Origin of the sequence: Pseudoclavibacter sp. RFBJ3, from assembly GCF_002931375.1 — a bacterium.
GTDB lineage: Bacteria > Actinomycetota > Actinomycetes > Actinomycetales > Microbacteriaceae > Pseudoclavibacter.
The window spans coordinates 127,536-145,680 of the sequence record NZ_PSXZ01000006.1 but is presented as its reverse complement, the minus strand read 5'-3'; the positions used below and the strand labels follow the sequence as shown (position 1 = coordinate 145,680).

Here is an 18,145-nt window from a genome sequence, read left to right as displayed (position 1 = left end):
CGTGGCATACGCCGCGCAGCTCGAAGACCGAGCGAACCCAGGAGCAGAGATGATCAATCCAGACGCCACCGCGCAGATCCCCGATGAGATCGGCGCGGTGCACTTCATCGGCATCGGCGGCTCGGGCATGAGCGGCATCGCACGCATGATGCTCGACCGTGGCCTCACCGTCTCCGGCAGCGATCGCACCGAGAACTACGCGACCAGGGAGCTTCGCGAACGCGGAGCCCGGGTGGAGATCGGGCACGCCGCCGAGCACCTCGGCGACGCCGACACCATCGTCGTGACGAGCGCCCTCTGGCCGGACAACCCGGAGCTCGTCCTGGCGAAGCAGCGCGGACTCAACGTCCTGCACCGCTCGCAGGCACTCGTCTGGCTGACGCGCGGAAGCCGTCTCGTCTCGGTCGCAGGCGCACACGGGAAGACCACGTCGACCGGCATGGTCGTCACGGCGTTGGACGCGCTCGATGCCTCCCCGAGCTTCGTGAACGGCGGCATCATCTCGGCGCTCGGCACGAGCTCCGCGGTGGGTTCCGGTGAGGCGTTCGTCGTCGAGGCGGACGAGTCCGACGGGTCCTTCCTGTTCTACGACACGGCGATCGCGCTCATCACGAACGTCGACAACGACCACCTCGACCATTACGGCACCGTCGAGGCCTTCGAGGCCGCGTTCGTCCAGTTCGCAGACGCCGCCACCGAGGCCGTCGTCATCTCGAGCGACGACCCGCTCGCCGTCGAGCTGACCGGGAAGCTCTCCCACGACCGCATCCTGACCTTCGGCCAGGCTCCGTCGGCCGACGCGCGCGTCTCCGACATCGCGTCCGAGGGCGGGGAGACCCGGTTCACCGTCACCTGGCAGGGCGTCGACTACCCGGCGCTCCTGCACGTGCCCGGCGTCCACAACGCGCTGAACGCGACCGGCGCGTTCGTCGTCCTCGTGCAGCTCGGCTTCGAGCCCGCCGCCGTCCTCGACGCGCTCTCGGAGTTCGGAGGCACCAAGCGCCGTTTCGAGCTGCACGGCACGGTGAACGGTGTCAGCGTCTACGACGACTACGCCCACCACCCGGCCGAAGTCGAGGCAGCGCTCTCCGCGGCTCGCACCGTCGTCGGCTCCGGCCGCCTCATCGCCGTCCACCAGCCCCACCTCTACTCGCGCACGCTGGCGATGAGCGACGTGTTCGCCGAGGTCTACGAGCGCCTCGCCGACGAGACCGTCGTGCTCGACGTGTGCGGAGCTCGGGAGGACCCGATCGAGGGCGTCACCGGGGCCCTGGTGGAGAACGCCTTCGTCGACCAGAGCAAGGTCGCCTATCGCCCCGACTGGCAGGATGCGGCCGACACTGTGGCCCAGATCTCCCGCGACGGCGACTTCGTGATCACCTTCGGCTGCGGTGACGTCAACCTCATCGTGCCCCAGCTCCTCGACGCGCTCGGCGCGAAGGAGCAAGGCCAGTCGTGAGCGTGCTCGGCGACGAGGCGCGCCGATTCACCTGGCGCGCGCGACGGCGTCGTCGCATCCTGCTCTGGATCGCGGCGGCCCTCGCCGCCCTCGTGGCGTTCGTGGCGGTCGCCGTCTACAGCCCCATCATGTCCGTGCGGGAGATCGTCGTGTCCGGCGCCGAGCGCGTCGACAAGGCGCAGGTCGACGCATCCCTCGCCGATCTCAACGGCCAGCCGCTCGCCCTCGTCACGAACGAGGACGTTGAGACCCGGTTGCAGTCCTACGTGCTGGTGCAGAGCTACTCGATTCGAGTCGAACCTCCGAGCAGGCTCGTCGTGACGATCGTCGAGCGCTCCCCGATCGGTACCGTCCAGGTGCCGGCAGGCTACGACGTCATGGACGCAGCGGGAGTCGTGCTGTGGACGCAGCCGGAACCCGCCGCCGACATTCCCACCCTCGAGCTCGACGGGCAGGGAGTCGACTCCGAGGCGTTCGCGTCGGCAGCCGCGGTCTCGCTCGCGCTTCCCGTCGAGTTCCGCTCCGGAGTGGCTGCGGTCACGGCCAAGAGCATCGACGACGTCCGCCTCACGATGCGAAGCGGCGCGGAGGTCGTCTGGGGGAGCGCCGAGGAGTCCGACCGCAAGGCCGAGGTGCTCGCGGCTCTCGTCGCGGCGACAGCCGAGCAGTCCATCTCGAGCTACGACGTGTCGAGTCCGGAGACACCCGTCACCCGCTGATGCGAGCCCGCGGTGGCGGTCACGGGGAAACCTTCAAGTGGGGGTTGAAGCGACTCACGGTCATTCGCCGCGCAAAACGCAACACACCTGCGGACTGCACGGATCGTGCGGGCTTCGCGACCTAGCGTCGAAGCAAGCAATCAGGAAACCGCATATCTCTGAGCTTCAAGTAGAGGTTGAAGCTCTCGGGCTTCTCGCCGAGGTGTGCACTCCGTACTTCATCCACACCACACGCCAACGAGGGGCCGGACACGTGTCGAACACCAACAACTACCTCGCCGTCATCAAGGTCGTCGGCATCGGCGGCGGCGGCGTCAATGCAGTCAACCGCATGATCGAGCTCGGCCTCCGTGGCGTCGAGTTCATCGCGATCAACACCGATGCTCAGGCGCTGCTCATGAGCGACGCCGACGTCAAGCTGGACGTGGGCCGCGAGCTCACCCGTGGGCTCGGAGCGGGAGCCGACCCAGAGGTCGGACGCCGTGCCGCCGAGGACCACGCCGAGGAGATCGAGCAGGCGCTCGCCGGCGCCGACATGGTCTTCGTGACCGCGGGAGAAGGCGGAGGCACCGGAACGGGTGGCGCTCCGGTCGTCGCCCGCATCGCCAAGTCGATCGGCGCCCTCACGATCGGTGTCGTCACGAAGCCCTTCAGCTTCGAGGGTCGCCGCCGCATGCAGCAGGCCGAGCAGGGCGTCGCGACCCTGAAGGAAGAGGTCGACACCCTCATCGTCGTGCCCAACGACCGTCTCCTGGAGATCAGCGACCGCGGAATCTCGATGATCGAGGCGTTCTCCACGGCAGACCAGGTGCTGCTCGCCGGTGTGCAGGGCATCACCGACCTCATCACGACTCCTGGCCTCATCAACCTCGACTTCGCCGACGTGAAGTCGGTCATGCAGGGTGCCGGCTCCGCCCTCATGGGCATCGGCTCCTCCCGAGGCGCGGACCGTGCCATCAAGGCCGCAGAGCTCGCCGTGGCCTCACCTCTGCTCGAGGCGAGCATCGAGGGTGCCCACGGCGTCCTGCTGTCGATCCAGGGTGGCTCCAACCTCGGCATCTTCGAGATCAACGACGCCGCCAAGCTCGTGCAGGAGGCCGTCCACCAGGAGGCCAACATCATCTTCGGTGCCGTCATCGACGACACCCTCGGCGATGAGGTGCGCGTGACGGTCATCGCCGCAGGCTTCGCCGGTGGCGAGCCCAAGACGATCCAGGAGCAGCAGGCGGCCCCGGCGGTCGCCGCGGCTCCCGTGCAGCAGGCGAATACCGGAGCGATCGGGCTCGGCGCTGCTGCTGCCGCAGTCGCATCGGCCCCCGCCGCGCCCATCGAGCGTGAGCCCGTCCAGGCCCCGGTCCCCGTAGCGCAGGCCCCGTCCTGGTCGACGGCTGAGGCTCCCACGATCGCTCCGCGCCGCGAGCCAGAGGCGGCGTACGACGACGCAGAGGACATCCTCGACGTCCCGGACTTCCTCAAGTAGGGCGCACATGCCAGAGCACGCAGTGGAGGCGCTCGGCCAGGGTCATTCGACGCTGGCCGAGCGCCTCTCGGCGATCCAGGCGGCCATCGGCGAGAGCTGCAGTGCCGCGGGCCGGGACGTCGCCGAGGTCACCCTCATCCCGGTCACCAAGTTCCACGGTCCAGAGCTCGTGGCCCAGCTCGTCGACCTCGGACTGCGCCGCTTCGCGGAGAGCAGGCATCCGGAGGCGAGAGACAAGGCCGAGGCGCTCGCCGGCCGCGCCGAGCTCGAGTGGCACTTCGTCGGTCAGATCCAGACCAAGAAAGCCAGGCAGATCGCTCAGTACGCGGATGCCGTGCACTCGATCGACCGCGCGGGCCTCGTCGACGCCCTGTCGACGATCGAGCGCGAGCGGCCGCTGCCCGTCTTCGTGCAGGTCAACATGACGCCAGACGCCACCCGGGGTGGCGTCCAGCCCGACGAGCTCGACGCGCTCGTCGAGCACGTGCTCCGCACTCCGACCCTCGAGCTGCAGGGCCTCATGTGCGTCGCCCCGCTGGGGGAGGAGCCGCGCGCATCCTTCGGCGTGCTCAGGGAGCTGGGCCAGCGCATCCAGGCGCTCGCGCCAGCTGCCACCGCACTCTCGATGGGCATGTCGAACGATTTCAGGGAAGCCATCGAAAACGGTGCGACACACCTAAGGATCGGCGCGGCAATCACGGGAAAGCGCCCCGACCGGACGTAGCGTGGACGCACGCCGAACACACGGAGGAGCACAATGGCCAACCCGCTGCGCAATGCCATGGTCTACCTGGGCCTTGCTGACGAAGACGAGCAGAATCTGCACGACGAGACGCCCCAGGCGCAGCAGCAGCAGAGGCAGTCGCCCACGGCGGCCCCCTCGCCGCAGCTCTCCCCGGTGGTCACCGAGCGCCCCAAGCCGGCGCCAGTGACTCCGATCACCAAAGCTCCCAAGCACACTTCGACCCCGGCGATGGCGGAAATGAACGAGATCCTCACGGTCCACCCGAAGGCCTACAACAAAGACGCGCAGGTCATCGCCGAGAACTTCCGCGATGGCGTCCCGGTCATCATGAACCTCTCGGAGATGGACGAGGCTGAAGCCCGTCGCCTCATCGACTTCGCGAGCGGACTTTCTCAGGGCCTGTATGGCAAGATCGAGCGCGTGACGAGCCGGGTCTTCCTGCTCTCTCCGCAGCACATCGCCGTCCACGGCGAGTCGAGCAAGCTCGAGGCGGAGAAGGAAGCCTCGTTCTTCCAGTAGCCCCATCCAGTCAGGCTCTGCCGCCAGGCGGACCGGCCCGCATTCGCGCGAACGGTGAGACGGTGCATCCAGTGGGTGCACCGTCGCCGTGTCTGCGCGACAACATCTCAGGAAACGAATGAACATCCTCGGCGCGATCCTCGGCTTCATCATCGGCCTCTACATCATGGTGATGTGGGGGCGGCTGATCCTCGACTACGCGCGCATGTTCGCCCCGCGCTGGAAGCCGAAGGGCTTCGTCCTCGTGCTCTGCGAAGGCGTGTACTCGTTGACCGACCCGCCCCTCCGTGCGGTTCGGAAGGTCGTCCCGCCGCTCCGCATCGGCAACATCGCGCTCGACCTCGCCTGGATCATCGTGATGTTCGCCCTCGTCATCACGTCGAATCTCGTCCGTCTCCTCTGAGCGCGGCTGCCGTCCGGTCCCGGTTCTGCCCCGTGGATGGCCGGAATCGGCGTATTCCACGAGGTCAATGCCGACTTTCCCGGCAGAATGTGACGCGCGGGACCCAAGTGCCGTAATGTGACCTATGTGCTGTGCAGCACAGCAACGTTCTGCGCGCACACCTGTGCAACGCTAGTGTTGTCAAGTCAGACCCAGTGTCTTGAAGCAAGATCCAATGTCTTGAAGTCAGGCCCAGAGTCTTGAAGTAAAACTCAGTGTCTATACCAGATACAGACCAATCGCAGAGAGAGTCGAAAGGTGGCCGACATGGCACTCACTCCTGAGGACGTCATCAACAAACGCTTCCAGCAGACCAAGTTCCGCGAGGGGTACGACCAAGATGAGGTCGACGACTTCCTCGACGAGGTCGTTGCAGAGATGCGCCGCCTCGTGGGGGAGAACGAGCAGCTTCGTCAGCAGCTCGAAGAGGCACAGGCTCGCGCCGATCACGCGCCGGCCGCAGCCGCTCCCGCCCCGGTCGAGGAGCCCAGCGTCGAGGTCGAGGCAGCGCCCGAGCCCGAGCCGGAGCCCATCGCTCCGCTCGCTCAGCCCGCAGCTCCCGCACCCGTCGTCGCGCAGGGCGAAGACGAGGCCGAGACGAGCAGCTCGCTCATCGCGCTCGCCCGTCGCCTCCACGACGAGCACGTCGAAGAGGGAACCCGCAAGCGCGACGAGATCATCGCAACGGGCGAGACCCGTGCACGAGAGATCGTCGCCGAGTCCGAGACCCGCGCCCGTCAGATCGAGGGCGACAGCGAGAAGCGTGCCCGCGAGATCACGGCCGAGTCCGAGGGTCGTGCCCGCACGATCGTCACCGAGGCCGAGGCCAAGGAACGCGAGACCCTTGGTCGCCTCGAGGAGACCAAGACGAAGCTCGAGGCTCGCATCGAGGAACTCCGCATCTTCGAGCGCGAGTACCGCAACAACCTGCGCTCCTACATCGAGGGACAGCTCAACGACCTGAACCGTCAGGCCAGCGACGTCCTCGAAGGCTCCGCACCAGCGGGCCAGTAGCAACCGGAACGTGGAGGACACACCTCTGCAGACCACCGAACGGCGATCGCGACCGAGCATCCGCATTCTTGCGATGCTCGCCGCGGTCGCCGTCGGCGCGTTTGCGCTCGACCAGATCAGCAAGGCCGCCGTCGTCGGATCGATGACCGAGGGCCAGACCATCGAAGTGCTCGGGGGATTCCTCCAATGGCATTTCGTCAGGAACCCCGGCGCGGCCTTCTCCTTCGCCGCAGGTTCGACGTGGATCTTCACGGGCGTCTCGACCATCATGGTGATCGTCATCGTCGTCGTGGCCAGGAAGCTGGGTTCGAAGCTGTGGGCCGCCGTCTTCGGGCTCGTGCTCGGCGGGGCGCTCGGCAACCTCTGGGACCGGCTCTTCCGCGAGCCGGGCTTCGGTGTCGGTCACGTCATCGACTTCATCTACACGCCCTGGATGCTGCCGGCGATCTACAACGTCGCGGACATGTGCATCGTCGTGGGGATGTCGGCGTTCGTGCTGCTCACCCTGTTCGACATCGGATTCGACGGCAAGCGCCGACCAAAGGCGAAGAAGGACGCGTGATGCAATCCAGGACGATCCCGATCCCAGACGGCCTCGAGGGGGCCCGCGTCGACGCGGGAGTCTCGAAGCTGCTCGGGCTCAGCAGGACGCAGGTGGCCGACATCGCGGCAGCCGGCGGCATCACGATCGACGGCAAGCAGGTCGGCAAGTCCGACCGGATGATGGCGGGTTCCGTCATCTCCGTCGAATGGCAGCAGGCTGGGCCGGTCGAAGTCGTGCCCATCGCCGTGCCCGACCTCAAGATCGTGCACGATGAGGACGACTTCGTCGTGATCGACAAGCCCGTCGGCGTGGCGGCGCATCCATCCATCGGATGGGATGGGCCGACGGTCCTGGGGGCGCTCGCAGCAGCTGGGTTCACGATCTCGACGTCCGGGCAATCCGAGCGCCAGGGCATCGTGCATCGCCTCGACGCGGGAACCAGCGGACTCATGGTCGTCGCGAAGAGCGAGCTGGCATACGCGCAGCTCAAGAAGGCCTTCCACGACCGCGAGGTCGACAAGGTCTACCACGCGGTCGTCCAGGGCCACCCTGATCCGCTCTCCGGAACGATCGATGCCCCCATCGGGCGCCACCCAGGGTCCTCGTGGAAGTTCGCCGTGACGAGCGAGGGCAAGCCCTCCGTCACGCACTACGAGACCACGGAGGCGTTCCGTCGTGGAGCCCTCCTCGAGGTGCACCTCGAGACGGGGCGCACACATCAGATCCGCGTGCACATGGCCGCACAGCGCCATCCCTGCATCGGTGACCCGCTCTACGGATCCGACCCGATCCTCGCCGCGAAGCTCGGCCTCAAGCGCCAGTGGCTGCACGCGAAGGAGCTCGGGTTCGCGCACCCCAGAACAGGTGAGCCCGTGCGGTTCACGACCGAGTACCCCGACGACCTGGCGCACTCGCTCGAGGTGCTGCGCGAGGGCGAGCTGTAGTCCACAGGCACGCTCGCTGACCCGCTCCGGCGATCTAAGATGGGTGCGCCGATCCACCCTTCTTCCCGGAGAGACATTGCCTTCAGCAGACTCGTTCGCCCACCTCCACGTCCACAGCGAGTACTCGATGCTCGACGGCGCAGCCCGGATCGGCGAGCTCATGAAGGCCGCTGTCGAGCAGGGCATGCCCGCGGTGGCGATGACCGACCACGGCAACGTGTTCGGCGCCTACGAGTTCGCGAAGGCAGCCAAGGAGCACGGCATCAAGCCGATCATCGGCACGGAGGCCTATCTGACGCCGGGGACGCACCGCGGCGACCGGACTCGGGTGAAGTGGGGCAACGGCGGGGGAGACGACGTCTCCGGTTCCGGTGCCTACACGCACATCACGATGCTCAGCGAGACGACGCAGGGCATGCACAACCTCTTCCGGCTCTCGAGCCGCGCGTCCATGGAGGGGTACTACTTCAAGCCGCGCATGGACCGTGAGCTGCTCAACACGTACTCGAAGGGCCTCATCGCGACGACCGGATGCCCCTCCGGCGAGGTGCAGACGAGGCTGCGGCTCGGGCAGTACAACGAAGCTCGCGCCGCCGCCGCGGAGTTCCGAGACATCTTCGGCGCGGAGAACTACTTCTGCGAGATCATGGACCACGGCATCGACATCGAGCGCCGCGTCATGCCCGACCTGCTCAAGCTCGCGAAGGACCTCGGCCTTCCGCTGGTCGCGACGAACGACCTCCACTACACGCACTCGCACGATGCCGACAGCCACTCTGCGCTCCTCTGCGTCCAGTCCGGGTCGACCATGGACGACCCGAACCGCTTCCAGTTCTCCGGCACGGGCTACTACCTCAAATCGGCCGCCGAGATGCGCGCGATCTTCCGCGACCACCCTGAAGCGTGCGACAACACGCTGCTCATCGCCGAGCGCTGCTCCGCGGAGTTCGACGAGAGCGCCAACTACATGCCGCGCTTCCCCGTGCCAGAGGGAGAGACGGAGAGCAGCTGGTTCATCAAGGAGGTCGACACCGGCCTCGGCAAGCGCTACCCGGGTGGGATCCCGAGCGACGTGCGCAAGCAGGCCGACTACGAGATCGGCGTCATCAACCAGATGGGCTTCCCCGGCTACTTCCTCGTCGTCGCCGACTTCATCAACTGGGCGAAGGACAACGGCATCCGCGTCGGTCCCGGCCGTGGATCCGGTGCCGGGTCCATGGCCGCCTACGCGATGGGCATCACCGACCTCGACCCGCTGCGCCACGGCCTCATCTTCGAGCGCTTCCTCAACCCCGACCGCGTCTCCATGCCCGACTTCGACGTCGACTTCGATGATCGCCGCAGGTCCGAGGTCATCAAGTACGTCACCGAGAAGTACGGCTCGGAGCGCGTCGCGCAGATCGTGACGTACGGCACCATCAAGGCGAAGCAGGCTCTGAAGGACGCGTCGCGCGTGCTCGGCTACCCGTTCTCCATGGGCGACCAGCTCACGAAGGCGATGCCGGCGGCCGTCATGGGCAAGGACATCCCGCTCAGCGGCATCTTCGACAAGGAGCACAAGCGCTACTCGGAGGCTTCCGAGATGCGCGCCTTCATCGAGAGCAACCCGGACGCGAAGAAGGTCTTCGACACGGCGAGTGGCCTCGAGAACCTCAAGCGCCAGTGGGGTGTGCACGCGGCTGGCGTCATCATGTCGAGCGATCCGCTCATCGACATCATCCCGATCATGAAGCGGGAGCAGGACGGCCAGATCGTCACGCAGTTCGACTACCCTGCGAGCGAGTCCCTCGGCCTCATCAAGATGGACTTCCTGGGCCTGCGCAACCTCACCATCGTGAGCGACGCGCTGGTCAACATCAAGGCGAACCGCGACATCGACCTCGTTCTGGAAGATCTCGAACTCGACGACGTCGGGGCCTACGAGCTGCTGACCCGCGGAGACACCCTCGGCGTGTTCCAGCTCGACGGTGGCCCGATGCGATCGCTCCTGCGTCTGCTCAAGCCCGACAACTTCGAGGACATCTCGGCCGTCATCGCGCTGTACCGCCCGGGCCCCATGGGCGCGAACTCGCACATCAACTACGCGCTGCGCAAGAACGGCGAGCAGGAGATCACGCCGATCCACCCGCAGCTCGAGGAGCCCCTCAAGGAGATCCTCTCCACCAGCTACGGCCTGATCATCTATCAGGAGCAGGTCATGGCCATCGCGCAGAAGGTCGCGGGGTTCTCCCTCGGCCAGGCAGACATCCTGCGTCGAGCGATGGGCAAGAAGAAGAAGTCGGAGCTGGACAAGCAGTTCGCTGGCTTCCAGGGCGGCATGCACGCGAACGGCTTCTCCGACGAAGCGGTCAAGATGCTCTGGGACATCCTGCTGCCCTTCTCCGACTACGCCTTCAACAAGGCGCACTCCGCGGCCTACGGCGTGGTCTCCTATTGGACCGCCTACCTCAAGGCGCACTACCCGGCTGAGTACATGGCCGCCCTCCTCACCAGCGTCGGCGACTCCCGCGACAAGCTCGCGATGTACCTCAACGAATGCCGCCGCATGGGCATCACCGTGCTCGCACCGGACGTCAACGAGTCCTTCGTCAACTTCTCGGCGGTCGGCGAGGACATCCGCTTCGGCCTCGGCGCCGTCCGCAACGTGGGCGCGAACGTGGTCGAGGAGATCCAGAAGGCCAGGGAGTCGAAGACGGCGTTCACGTCCTTCCACGACTTCCTGAAGAAGGTGCCGACGACGGTGGCGAACAAGCGCACCGTCGAGTCGCTCATCAAGGCGGGCGCGTTCGACTCGCTCGGCAACACCCGCCGCGCGCTCGTCGAGGTCCACGAGAACGCCATCGACGTCGCGGTCTCGCGGAAGCGGAACGAGGCGCACGGCCAGGTCGACCTGTTCGCGGGACTCGACGAGTTCGAGGCGGAGGAGGACGACGTTCCCGTCCGCCCCGAGTTCAACCGCAGAGACAAGCTCGCCTTCGAGCGCGACATGCTCGGGCTCTACGTGTCCGATCATCCGCTCGCGGGTCTCGAGCGCGACCTCGCGAAGCTCGCGACGACGAGCATCCTCGACCTCACGCAGGCCGAGAACCTCGAAGACGGCTCTCAGGTGACGATCGCTGGCCTCATCACGAGCGTGCAGCACCGGGTCGCCCGCAACTCAGGCAACCCATACGGCATGATCGAGGTCGAGGACTTCGGCGGCACCATGACCGTGATGTTCATGGGCAAGACCTACCAGGAGTTCCAGACGCAGCTCCAGGGCGACGTGATCGTGGCCGTCAAGGGCCGTGTCTCGAAGAGAGACGACGGCATGAACCTCCACGCGCAGGGTCTGACCCTGCCGAAGATCTCCGCGGCCGAGGACGCCGGCACCCTGACGCTCACGATCCCGGACACGCGCGCCACCGAGCCCGTCGTGGATGCGCTCGGCAAGGTGCTGCGGCGGCACTCGGGCGAGAGCGAGGTGCGTCTCAGGCTGCGAACTCCCGGTGTCATCCGCCGCTTCGAGCTGCCGCACCGCGTGCGTATCACGCAGGACCTCTACGGGGAGCTCAAGGCGCTCCTCGGGCCGAGCTGCCTGGAGTAGCGCCCACCTCGGCCGTTGCTGTCGCGACGGCACTCCCTCCTGCCTGACTACGATGGAGAAACCATGATGCAACTCATCGATCTGCGTGGTTCTGCGCTCAGCGCCTCCGAGCTTCGGAACATCCTCCCTCGTGCCGAGCTCGACGTGACGCGCGCCCTCGGCACCGCAGCGGAGCTCATCTCCGCGGTCCGTGACGAGGGCGGCGCCGCCCTGCGGGAGCAGGCCCTTCGCCTCGACGGCGTCGAGCCGCCCCATCTGCGGGTCCCCCAGGAGGACATCGACGAAGCGACGGCTGGCCTCGACCCTCGGGTTCGCGCCGGTCTGGAGGCCATGATCGAGCGGGTTCGGGCCGGATCCGCGGCGCAGGTCCCCGCGCCGCGTGTGACGACGCTCGGCGATGGCGCCATCGTCGAGCTCCGCTGGCACCCCGTCGCCCGCGTGGGCCTGTACGTGCCAGGCGGCAAGGCCGTGTATCCGTCGAGCGTCGTCATGAACGTCTGCGCGGCCGCGGCTGCCGGGGTGAGATCCATCGCCATCGCGTCGCCGCCTCAGCGCGAATTCGGCGGGAGCGTCCACCCGACGATCCTCGGTGCGGCTGGCTTGCTCGGCATCACGGAGGTCTACGCCATGGGCGGGGCCGGCGCGATCGGTGCGCTGGCACACGGCGTCCCGGACATCGGCCTCGAGCCCGTCGAGGTCATCACGGGCCCTGGCAACGTCTACGTGGCGGCTGCGAAGCGCATCGTGCAGTCGTTCGTGGGCATCGACTCCGAGGCCGGACCCACCGAGATCCTCGTGCTCGCGGACGACTCGGCGGATCCCGACCACGTCGCCGCCGACCTCGTCAGCCAGGCCGAGCACGACGAACTCGCCTCGGCCCTCCTCGTCACGCCGGACCCCGAGTGGGCCGAACGAGTGCTCGAGCGTGTCGCCGCCAGAGCCGCGTCCACGAAGCACGCCGAACGGGTCCGCACCTCGCTCGGCGGACGCCAGTCCGCGCTCATCCTCGTCGACGACCTCGCCGCTGGGGCCGTGGTCTCGAACGCGTACGCACCCGAGCACCTCGAAGTGCAGACCCGTGAGCCCGAGGCCGTGCTCGCGACGCTCCACAACGCCGGTGCGATCTTCATGGGGGCGAACTCGCCCGTGAGCCTCGGCGACTACCTCGCTGGTTCGAACCACGTGCTCCCGACGGGAGGGCAAGCCGCCCACACGCCCGGCCTCGGGGCACACACGTTCCTGCGGCCGCAGCAGGTCATCCGCTATGACCGAGAGGCCCTGCGGACGGTGAGCGGCCACGTCGTGGCGCTCGCCGAAGCTGAGGACCTGCCCGCGCACGGCGAAGCAGTGACGGCGAGGTTCAGCTGATGCACTGCCCATTCTGCCGGCACCCCGACTCGAGGGTCATCGACTCGCGGACCAGCGACGACGGCTTCGCGATCCGTCGCAGGCGGCAGTGCCCCGAATGCGGTCGCCGTTTCTCGACGACCGAGACGGCGAGCCTCGCGGTGATCAAGCGCAATGGCGTCGTCGAGTCCTTCTCGAGAGACAAGGTTGTCGCCGGCGTTCGCAAGGCATGCCAGGGGAGGCCCGTCACCGACACCGATCTCGCTCTGCTGGCCCAGCGGGTCGAGGAGAGCATCAGGTCGACGGGGGCATCCCAGATCGAGGCCAACGACATCGGGCTCGCGATCCTGCCACCGCTGCGCGAGCTCGACGATGTCGCGTACCTGAGGTTCGCGAGCGTCTACCAGGGCTTCGCGAGCCTCGACGACTTCCGAGCCGCCATCGAGCAGATGCACGAGGACGGCATCAGGGCCCAGTACGCCACGGAGTCGGCCGACGGCGAGCCCACCATCGAGGAAGAGGTCAGATGAACGCCGCGTACCGCCTGCTCTTCACCCACGTGCTGTCGAAGATGGACACGGAGCGTGCCCACGCCCTCGCATCGGGCGTCATCAGGATTCTCGGGCGTCGCATCCCGGCCCGGGTGACGTCGCCGTTCACGGCCCCTGCCGAGTCGCTGGCGGTCGAGACGATGGGACTTCGCTTCGCATCGCCGTTCGGTCTCGCAGCAGGATTCGACAAGGACGCGGAAGACATCGACGGGCTTGCGGCCCTCGGTTTCGGGCACGTCGAGGTCGGCACGGTCACGCCGCGCCCACAGCCGGGGAATCCGGGCCCACGCCTCTTCAGGCTCGTCGCAGATGGCGCGCTCATCAACCGCATGGGCTTCAACAACCGGGGCGCCGAGCTCGCGGCGGCGAACATCGCGGCTCGCCGAAACCGCACCGTCATCGTCGGCGTCAACATCGGCAAGAACAAGACCACCGAAGCAGAGGATGCGCACCTCGACTACGCCGCAGCCGCGTCGGCGGTGAAGGACGTCGCCGACTACCTGGTCGTCAACGTCTCATCGCCGAACACGCCAGGCCTGCGCAGCCTGCAGTCGCTCGAGTCCCTCACGCCCATCCTGCGGGCAGCCCGTGAGGCTGCGCCAGACGTGCCGCTGCTGGTCAAGATCGCACCAGACCTCACGGACGGTGAGATCCGCGAAGTGACGCAGCTGGCCATCGACGAGGGACTCGCTGGCGTCATCGCCGCGAACACGACCATCTCGAGGTCCGGACTCCGCACATCCTCGCGGGTCGTCGAGGCGTTCGGTGCTGGAGGCCTCTCTGGACGCCCGCTCACGGAACGCTCTTTCGACGTGCTGCGAATCGTCACGGAGACAGCGGGGGACCGCCTCTGCATCATCTCCGTCGGAGGTGTCGCCGACGCCGCCGAAGTGCAGCGGCGTCTCGACGCCGGCGCGACGCTCGTGCAGGGGTACACGGAGTTCCTCTACGCCGGCCCCGGCTGGGCAGCCAGCATCAACAGGGGGCTCGCGCGCCTGAGGCGCTGAGCCCGGGCCTCGCTGCTCGCAGATCGTGCCGTCTTCACGATTCTCAGGCAGCTGACACCTGCTGGGCCCCGAGCAGGTCTAGATTGTGAAACAGCGAAGGCCCGAGCGGAATACCGTTCGGGCCTTCGAGTTTCTGCGGTGTCGAGTTCCTGTGGTTTCTGAGTCCTGCAGACGAGCAGGCCCGTCCCGGCGAGGGCTACTTGCCCGTGAACTCGATCTTCGCGCCGCGCTTGACCTGCGACTTCGGCATGCGCATGACGCGAAGCTGCAGGCTCCGGGCGATCGTGCCGATCATGATGCCCTTCTCGACCTTGTCCTTGCCGACGACCGCGGCGATGCGTCGCTTGATGATGTTCGCGATCATGACGGCCTCGAGCACGCAGACGGCGAGGAAGGCCCAGATGAAGCTCATGGCCCAGATGCCGACAGACTGGCTCGGGATGAAGGTGGCGAAGATGACGAGGAACATCATCGGGAGCAGGAGCTCGCCGATCGAGTACCGCGCATCGATGTAGTTGCGCATGAAGCGCTTCTGCGGGCCGCGCTCGGTGGGACGGAGGTAGCGGTCGTCGCCCTTGGCGAGCCCCTCACGTGCCTTGGCCTGCTCGATGCGCACCTTCGCCTGCATCTCGCGCTTGGCCTGTTTGCGGTCTTCGGGGACGAGGGGACGCAGGTTCTGCGCCTCGCGCTCGCGCCTCGTGGGGGTCGGCTGCTGCTTCTTGGCCGGACTCTTCGCGGGAAGCGATGCTGTCTCGGCGCTCTTGGACTCGTGCTTCGACATGATGCCTCTCAAGAACTCTGGGTGATTTAGCCTAACCGCTATGACTCTCTCCGATGCCCCACTCGATGCACATGACCAGGAACAGGCCCTCCTCCGAGCTGTGGAGGACCGCTTTCCGACCACGATCGCGCGGCTCGCCGGGCTCGTCCGCATTCCATCGGTGTCCTGGGATGCGTTCGACCGAGTCCACGTGCGACGCAGCGCCGAGCGCACCGCCGAACTGCTCCGCGAGACGGGGGTGTTCGAATCCGTGGACATCGACGGCGTCGAGACCGCCGACGGCTATGCAGGGCAGCCCGCGGTGATCGCAACGCGTGCGGCGGAGCCCGGCCAGCCGACGGTTCTCCTCTACGCGCACCACGACGTGCAGCCGCAGGGCAGCGCCGACGACTGGCGGACCCCGCCGTTCGAGCCCACGCTGCGGGATGGCCGCCTCTACGGCCGTGGCGCAAGCGACGACAAGGCAGGGGTCATGGCCCACATCGCGGCTGTCGAGGCGCTCAGCGCGGCGACAGCCGGCCGACCCAAGATCGGCATCTCGGTGTTCATCGAGGGCGAGGAGGAGAACGGCTCGCGGAGCTTCGCCGACTTCCTCGAGAAGCACAAGGCGGCCCTCGGCGCTGACGCCATCATCGTCGCGGACAGCGACAACCCGTCCACGAGCATCCCCGGCCTGACCGTCTCGCTACGCGGCAACGTGACGATGAAGGTGACCGTGCGAACGCTCGGCCACGCCTCGCACTCCGGCATGCTCGGGGGAGCGGTTCCGGATGCGATGCTCGCGACCGTCCGGCTCCTCGACTCCCTCTGGGACGAGCGCGGAGCCGTCGCGGTCACCGGGCTCGGCTCGCGTGCCGACGGACCCTCCGGGGGCGATGAGGCCGACGTGCGCCGTGACGCGGAACTGCTCGAGGGCGTCACCACGATCGGCACCGGCACGGTCCACGACCGGCTCTGGAACCAGCCAGCGATCACGATCACGGGCATCGACGCGCCGAGCGTCGACGAGGCCTCGAACACGCTCCTCCCAGCGGTCTCGGTGCGCCTGTCCGCCCGCATCGCGCCTGGGGACGACGCCTCGCGCGCGTTCGAGGCCATCGAGCGCCACCTTCGCGAGCATGCGCCGTTCGGGGCGCACATCGAGATCACCCAGCCGGACCTGGGGCAGCCGTTCCTCGTCGACACGGCCGGACCAGCCGTCGGTCTCATGAAGACCGCGATGGAGGACGGATGGGGCGCCCAGCCGGAGGAGACGGGGATCGGGGGATCGATCCCCTTCATCGCGGCGCTCGCCGAGGTGTACCCGGAGGCGGAGATCCTGGTGACCGGAGTCGAGGATCCGGCGACGATGGCGCACAGCCCGAACGAGTCGCAGGACCTCGGGGTGCTCCGCCGGGCGATCTCGGCTGAGGCGCTGTTCCTGCACCGCTTCGCGCGCCCTGACGCGGACATCCGGTGATGCGATTCGTGCGTGGGAGGAATATCCTTGGCTCACACGCCGTTATCGACGTGAAGAGCGCGGGAGCACGTCGTCCCGCCGAGCAGCACGAGGAGAATCAATGAGCGCAGTTCTTGAAGGCATCACCGTGAGCGAGGCCACGCACTCCGTGACCCTCACGCAGGCGGCCCTCGACAAGATCAAGAACCTCATCGGCCAGGAGAGCGAGGGCGGACTCCGCCTCCGCATCGCCGTGCAGCCTGGTGGCTGCTCCGGGCTGATCTACCAGCTGTTCTTCGACGAGCGCATCCTCGACGGCGACGCGACCGTCGACTTCGACGGAGTGGAAGTCATCGTCGATCCGATGAGCGTCCCCTACCTTGACAGCGCGAAGATCGACTTCGAAGACACGATCCAGAAGCAGGGCTTCACGATCGACAACCCGAGCGCGCAGGGATCCTGTGCCTGTGGCGATTCGTTCCACTGACCCGACACGCGGGGCAGCGCCCCGCGACACACCCGAAACGGCGTGGTCTTTGACCGCGCCGTTTCGTCGTCTCCGCGCGCCCCGAGTCGTTCGCCCGCGAGATTCCCACTAGACTGACAGCAACCTGTATGCGTCACCTCGAAAGGTTTGCCGTGCGAGACACCCGCCGCGTGAAGTGGTTCGCCGCTCCGATTGCAGCAGCCCTGATTCTGATTCTGGCTGGCTGCACGTCGCAAGAACTACGGGGCTACATGCCCGGTGACCCCGGCGTCACCAACCATTCCGACGCCTTTACGAACTTCTGGGTCAACTCCTGGATCATTCTGCTTGTCGTGGGCGGCATCACGTGGGGGCTCATCATCTGGGCATCCGTGATGTACCGCCGCCGCAAGGGCGAAAAGGGCCTGCCAGCTCAGCTGCGCTACCACATGCCCATCGAGATCCTCTTCACCGTGGTCCCGATCATCCTCGTCGCCGGCTTCTTCGCCTTCACGGTGCGAGAAGAGGCTCCTGTCGTCTCGAACTTCGCCGAAGAAGAGCAGGACGTGAAGATCGAGGTCTACGGCAAGCAGTGGGCATGGGACTTCAACTACCTGCCGACCAGCAACACCGCGTATGACTCGGGCGTCTACTACGAGGGCATCCAGGCGCAGGAAGACCGCGAGCCGTCTGTCGACGGAGAGCGCGGAGCTGCGACCGGAACCATCGACGAGGCAGCGCTGCCCAAGCTCGTCCTCCCGGTCGGCGCGAACGTCACGCTCGACATCAAGTCGCGCGACGTCATCCACTCCTTCTGGGTCGTCGACTTCCACTACAAGATCGACAACATCCCCGGCCACACCAACACCATGTCGTTCGTGCCAGAACGTGAAGGCACCTACATGGGCAAGTGCGCCGAGCTGTGCGGCGAGTACCACTCGATGATGCTCTTCCAGGTCGAGGTCGTCTCGCAGGCCGAGTACAACGCCTACATCGCCGAGCTGCGCGCGGCGGGCAACGTCGGCGCCCACGGCGACGACTACAACCGCAACCAGAACCTTCCGGGCACTGATGTTCCCGAGTTCAACCACGAGTCGGAATAG

17 protein-coding genes are annotated in these 18,145 nt (G+C 67.0%); 16 read left to right on the top strand and 1 reads right to left on the bottom strand.

The annotated features are described in order from the left end of the window. The first annotated feature begins 49 nt into the window (after positions 1-49). The 13 genes from murC to C5E07_RS08150 all read left to right on the top strand — a co-directional run bounded on the left by murC (position 50) and on the right by C5E07_RS08150 (position 14,357). Complete coding sequence (murC, locus tag C5E07_RS08210; RefSeq protein ID WP_104241141.1) at positions 50-1,459, top strand: UDP-N-acetylmuramate--L-alanine ligase; 1,410 nt, start codon at positions 50-52, stop codon at positions 1,457-1,459. Next, positions 1,456-2,178, top strand: coding sequence for an FtsQ-type POTRA domain-containing protein (locus tag C5E07_RS08205; protein ID WP_104299061.1), 723 nt, complete (start codon positions 1,456-1,458; stop codon positions 2,176-2,178). Before murC ends, C5E07_RS08205 begins: the two co-directional genes overlap by 4 nt. A 253-nt stretch (positions 2,179-2,431) precedes the next feature. Beyond that, positions 2,432-3,658, top strand: coding sequence for a cell division protein FtsZ (gene ftsZ / locus C5E07_RS08200; RefSeq protein WP_104241143.1), 1,227 nt, complete (start codon positions 2,432-2,434; stop codon positions 3,656-3,658). Between the two features lie 7 nt (positions 3,659-3,665). Beyond that, a complete protein-coding gene (locus tag C5E07_RS08195; RefSeq protein WP_104299060.1) occupies positions 3,666-4,382 on the top strand; it encodes a YggS family pyridoxal phosphate-dependent enzyme in 717 nt (238 codons plus the stop codon). A 33-nt stretch (positions 4,383-4,415) separates the two neighbouring features. Next, on the top strand, positions 4,416-4,922 hold the full coding sequence (locus C5E07_RS08190) for a cell division protein SepF (protein WP_104241145.1): 507 nt from the start codon (positions 4,416-4,418) through the stop codon (positions 4,920-4,922). A 118-nt stretch (positions 4,923-5,040) separates the two neighbouring features. After that, the gene (locus C5E07_RS08185) at positions 5,041-5,325 is read left to right on the top strand and encodes a YggT family protein (RefSeq protein WP_104241146.1); all 285 of its coding nucleotides are present in this window, start codon (positions 5,041-5,043) and stop codon (positions 5,323-5,325) included. A 306-nt stretch (positions 5,326-5,631) separates the two neighbouring features. Continuing rightward, positions 5,632-6,378, top strand: coding sequence for a DivIVA domain-containing protein (locus tag C5E07_RS08180; RefSeq protein ID WP_104241147.1), 747 nt, complete (start codon positions 5,632-5,634; stop codon positions 6,376-6,378). Positions 6,379-6,388: 10 nt separating this feature from the next. Further along, positions 6,389-6,940: a signal peptidase II gene (gene lspA, locus C5E07_RS08175; RefSeq protein ID WP_258063115.1), complete on the top strand. Its 552-nt coding sequence runs from the start codon at positions 6,389-6,391 to the stop codon at positions 6,938-6,940. After that, the gene (locus C5E07_RS08170) at positions 6,940-7,866 is read left to right on the top strand and encodes an RluA family pseudouridine synthase (RefSeq protein ID WP_104241148.1); all 927 of its coding nucleotides are present in this window, start codon (positions 6,940-6,942) and stop codon (positions 7,864-7,866) included. The genes lspA and C5E07_RS08170 overlap by 1 nt, the downstream gene beginning before the upstream one ends. 76 nt (positions 7,867-7,942) lie before the next feature. After that, positions 7,943-11,452, top strand: coding sequence for a DNA polymerase III subunit alpha (gene dnaE / locus C5E07_RS08165; RefSeq protein ID WP_104241149.1), 3,510 nt, complete (start codon positions 7,943-7,945; stop codon positions 11,450-11,452). A gap of 63 nt (positions 11,453-11,515) precedes the next feature. Next, positions 11,516-12,820, top strand: a complete 1,305-nt coding sequence (hisD, locus tag C5E07_RS08160) for a histidinol dehydrogenase (RefSeq protein WP_104299059.1) — start codon at positions 11,516-11,518, stop codon at positions 12,818-12,820. After that, positions 12,820-13,329: a transcriptional regulator NrdR gene (gene nrdR, locus C5E07_RS08155; protein WP_104241151.1), complete on the top strand. Its 510-nt coding sequence runs from the start codon at positions 12,820-12,822 to the stop codon at positions 13,327-13,329. Before hisD ends, nrdR begins: the two co-directional genes overlap by 1 nt. Further along, positions 13,326-14,357 (top strand): quinone-dependent dihydroorotate dehydrogenase, encoded by a 1,032-nt coding sequence (locus C5E07_RS08150; RefSeq protein WP_104299058.1) that lies wholly within the window; start codon positions 13,326-13,328, stop codon positions 14,355-14,357. The genes nrdR and C5E07_RS08150 overlap by 4 nt, the downstream gene beginning before the upstream one ends. A 196-nt stretch (positions 14,358-14,553) precedes the next feature. On the opposite strand, the gene C5E07_RS08145 is transcribed toward C5E07_RS08150, so the two are convergent. Next, the gene (locus tag C5E07_RS08145; RefSeq protein WP_160071698.1) at positions 14,554-15,138 is read right to left on the bottom strand and encodes a DUF3043 domain-containing protein; all 585 of its coding nucleotides are present in this window, start codon (positions 15,136-15,138) and stop codon (positions 14,554-14,556) included. Between the two features lie 40 nt (positions 15,139-15,178). Between C5E07_RS08145 and C5E07_RS08140 the strand changes: the two genes are divergently transcribed. From C5E07_RS08140 to coxB, 3 genes are all read left to right on the top strand, one after another. Continuing rightward, the gene (locus C5E07_RS08140) at positions 15,179-16,597 is read left to right on the top strand and encodes a dipeptidase (protein ID WP_104299057.1); all 1,419 of its coding nucleotides are present in this window, start codon (positions 15,179-15,181) and stop codon (positions 16,595-16,597) included. A 100-nt stretch (positions 16,598-16,697) separates the two neighbouring features. Beyond that, complete coding sequence (locus C5E07_RS08135) at positions 16,698-17,063, top strand: iron-sulfur cluster assembly accessory protein (protein WP_104241155.1); 366 nt, start codon at positions 16,698-16,700, stop codon at positions 17,061-17,063. 128 nt (positions 17,064-17,191) lie between these two features. Continuing rightward, the gene (gene coxB / locus C5E07_RS08130) at positions 17,192-18,145 is read left to right on the top strand and encodes a cytochrome c oxidase subunit II (protein WP_104241156.1); all 954 of its coding nucleotides are present in this window, start codon (positions 17,192-17,194) and stop codon (positions 18,143-18,145) included.

Excerpts from the sequence above, each read along its gene's own strand:
- C5E07_RS08195 (WP_104299060.1), top strand. The coding sequence starts at position 3,666 with ATGCCAGAGCACGCAGTGGAGGCGCTCGGCCAGGGTCATTCGACGCTG.
- coxB (WP_104241156.1), top strand. The coding sequence starts at position 17,192 with ATGCGTCACCTCGAAAGGTTTGCCGTGCGAGACACCCGCCGCGTGAAG.
- C5E07_RS08190 (WP_104241145.1), top strand. The coding sequence starts at position 4,416 with ATGGCCAACCCGCTGCGCAATGCCATGGTCTACCTGGGCCTTGCTGAC.
- nrdR (WP_104241151.1), top strand. The coding sequence starts at position 12,820 with ATGCACTGCCCATTCTGCCGGCACCCCGACTCGAGGGTCATCGACTCG.
- C5E07_RS08145 (WP_160071698.1), bottom strand. The coding sequence starts at position 15,138 with ATGTCGAAGCACGAGTCCAAGAGCGCCGAGACAGCATCGCTTCCCGCG.
- C5E07_RS08140 (WP_104299057.1), top strand. The coding sequence starts at position 15,179 with ATGACTCTCTCCGATGCCCCACTCGATGCACATGACCAGGAACAGGCC.
- C5E07_RS08180 (WP_104241147.1), top strand. The coding sequence starts at position 5,632 with ATGGCACTCACTCCTGAGGACGTCATCAACAAACGCTTCCAGCAGACC.
- C5E07_RS08170 (WP_104241148.1), top strand. The coding sequence starts at position 6,940 with ATGCAATCCAGGACGATCCCGATCCCAGACGGCCTCGAGGGGGCCCGC.
- murC (WP_104241141.1), top strand. The coding sequence starts at position 50 with ATGATCAATCCAGACGCCACCGCGCAGATCCCCGATGAGATCGGCGCG.
- C5E07_RS08185 (WP_104241146.1), top strand. The coding sequence starts at position 5,041 with ATGAACATCCTCGGCGCGATCCTCGGCTTCATCATCGGCCTCTACATC.
- C5E07_RS08135 (WP_104241155.1), top strand. The coding sequence starts at position 16,698 with ATGAGCGCAGTTCTTGAAGGCATCACCGTGAGCGAGGCCACGCACTCC.
- hisD (WP_104299059.1), top strand. The coding sequence starts at position 11,516 with ATGATGCAACTCATCGATCTGCGTGGTTCTGCGCTCAGCGCCTCCGAG.
- C5E07_RS08150 (WP_104299058.1), top strand. The coding sequence starts at position 13,326 with ATGAACGCCGCGTACCGCCTGCTCTTCACCCACGTGCTGTCGAAGATG.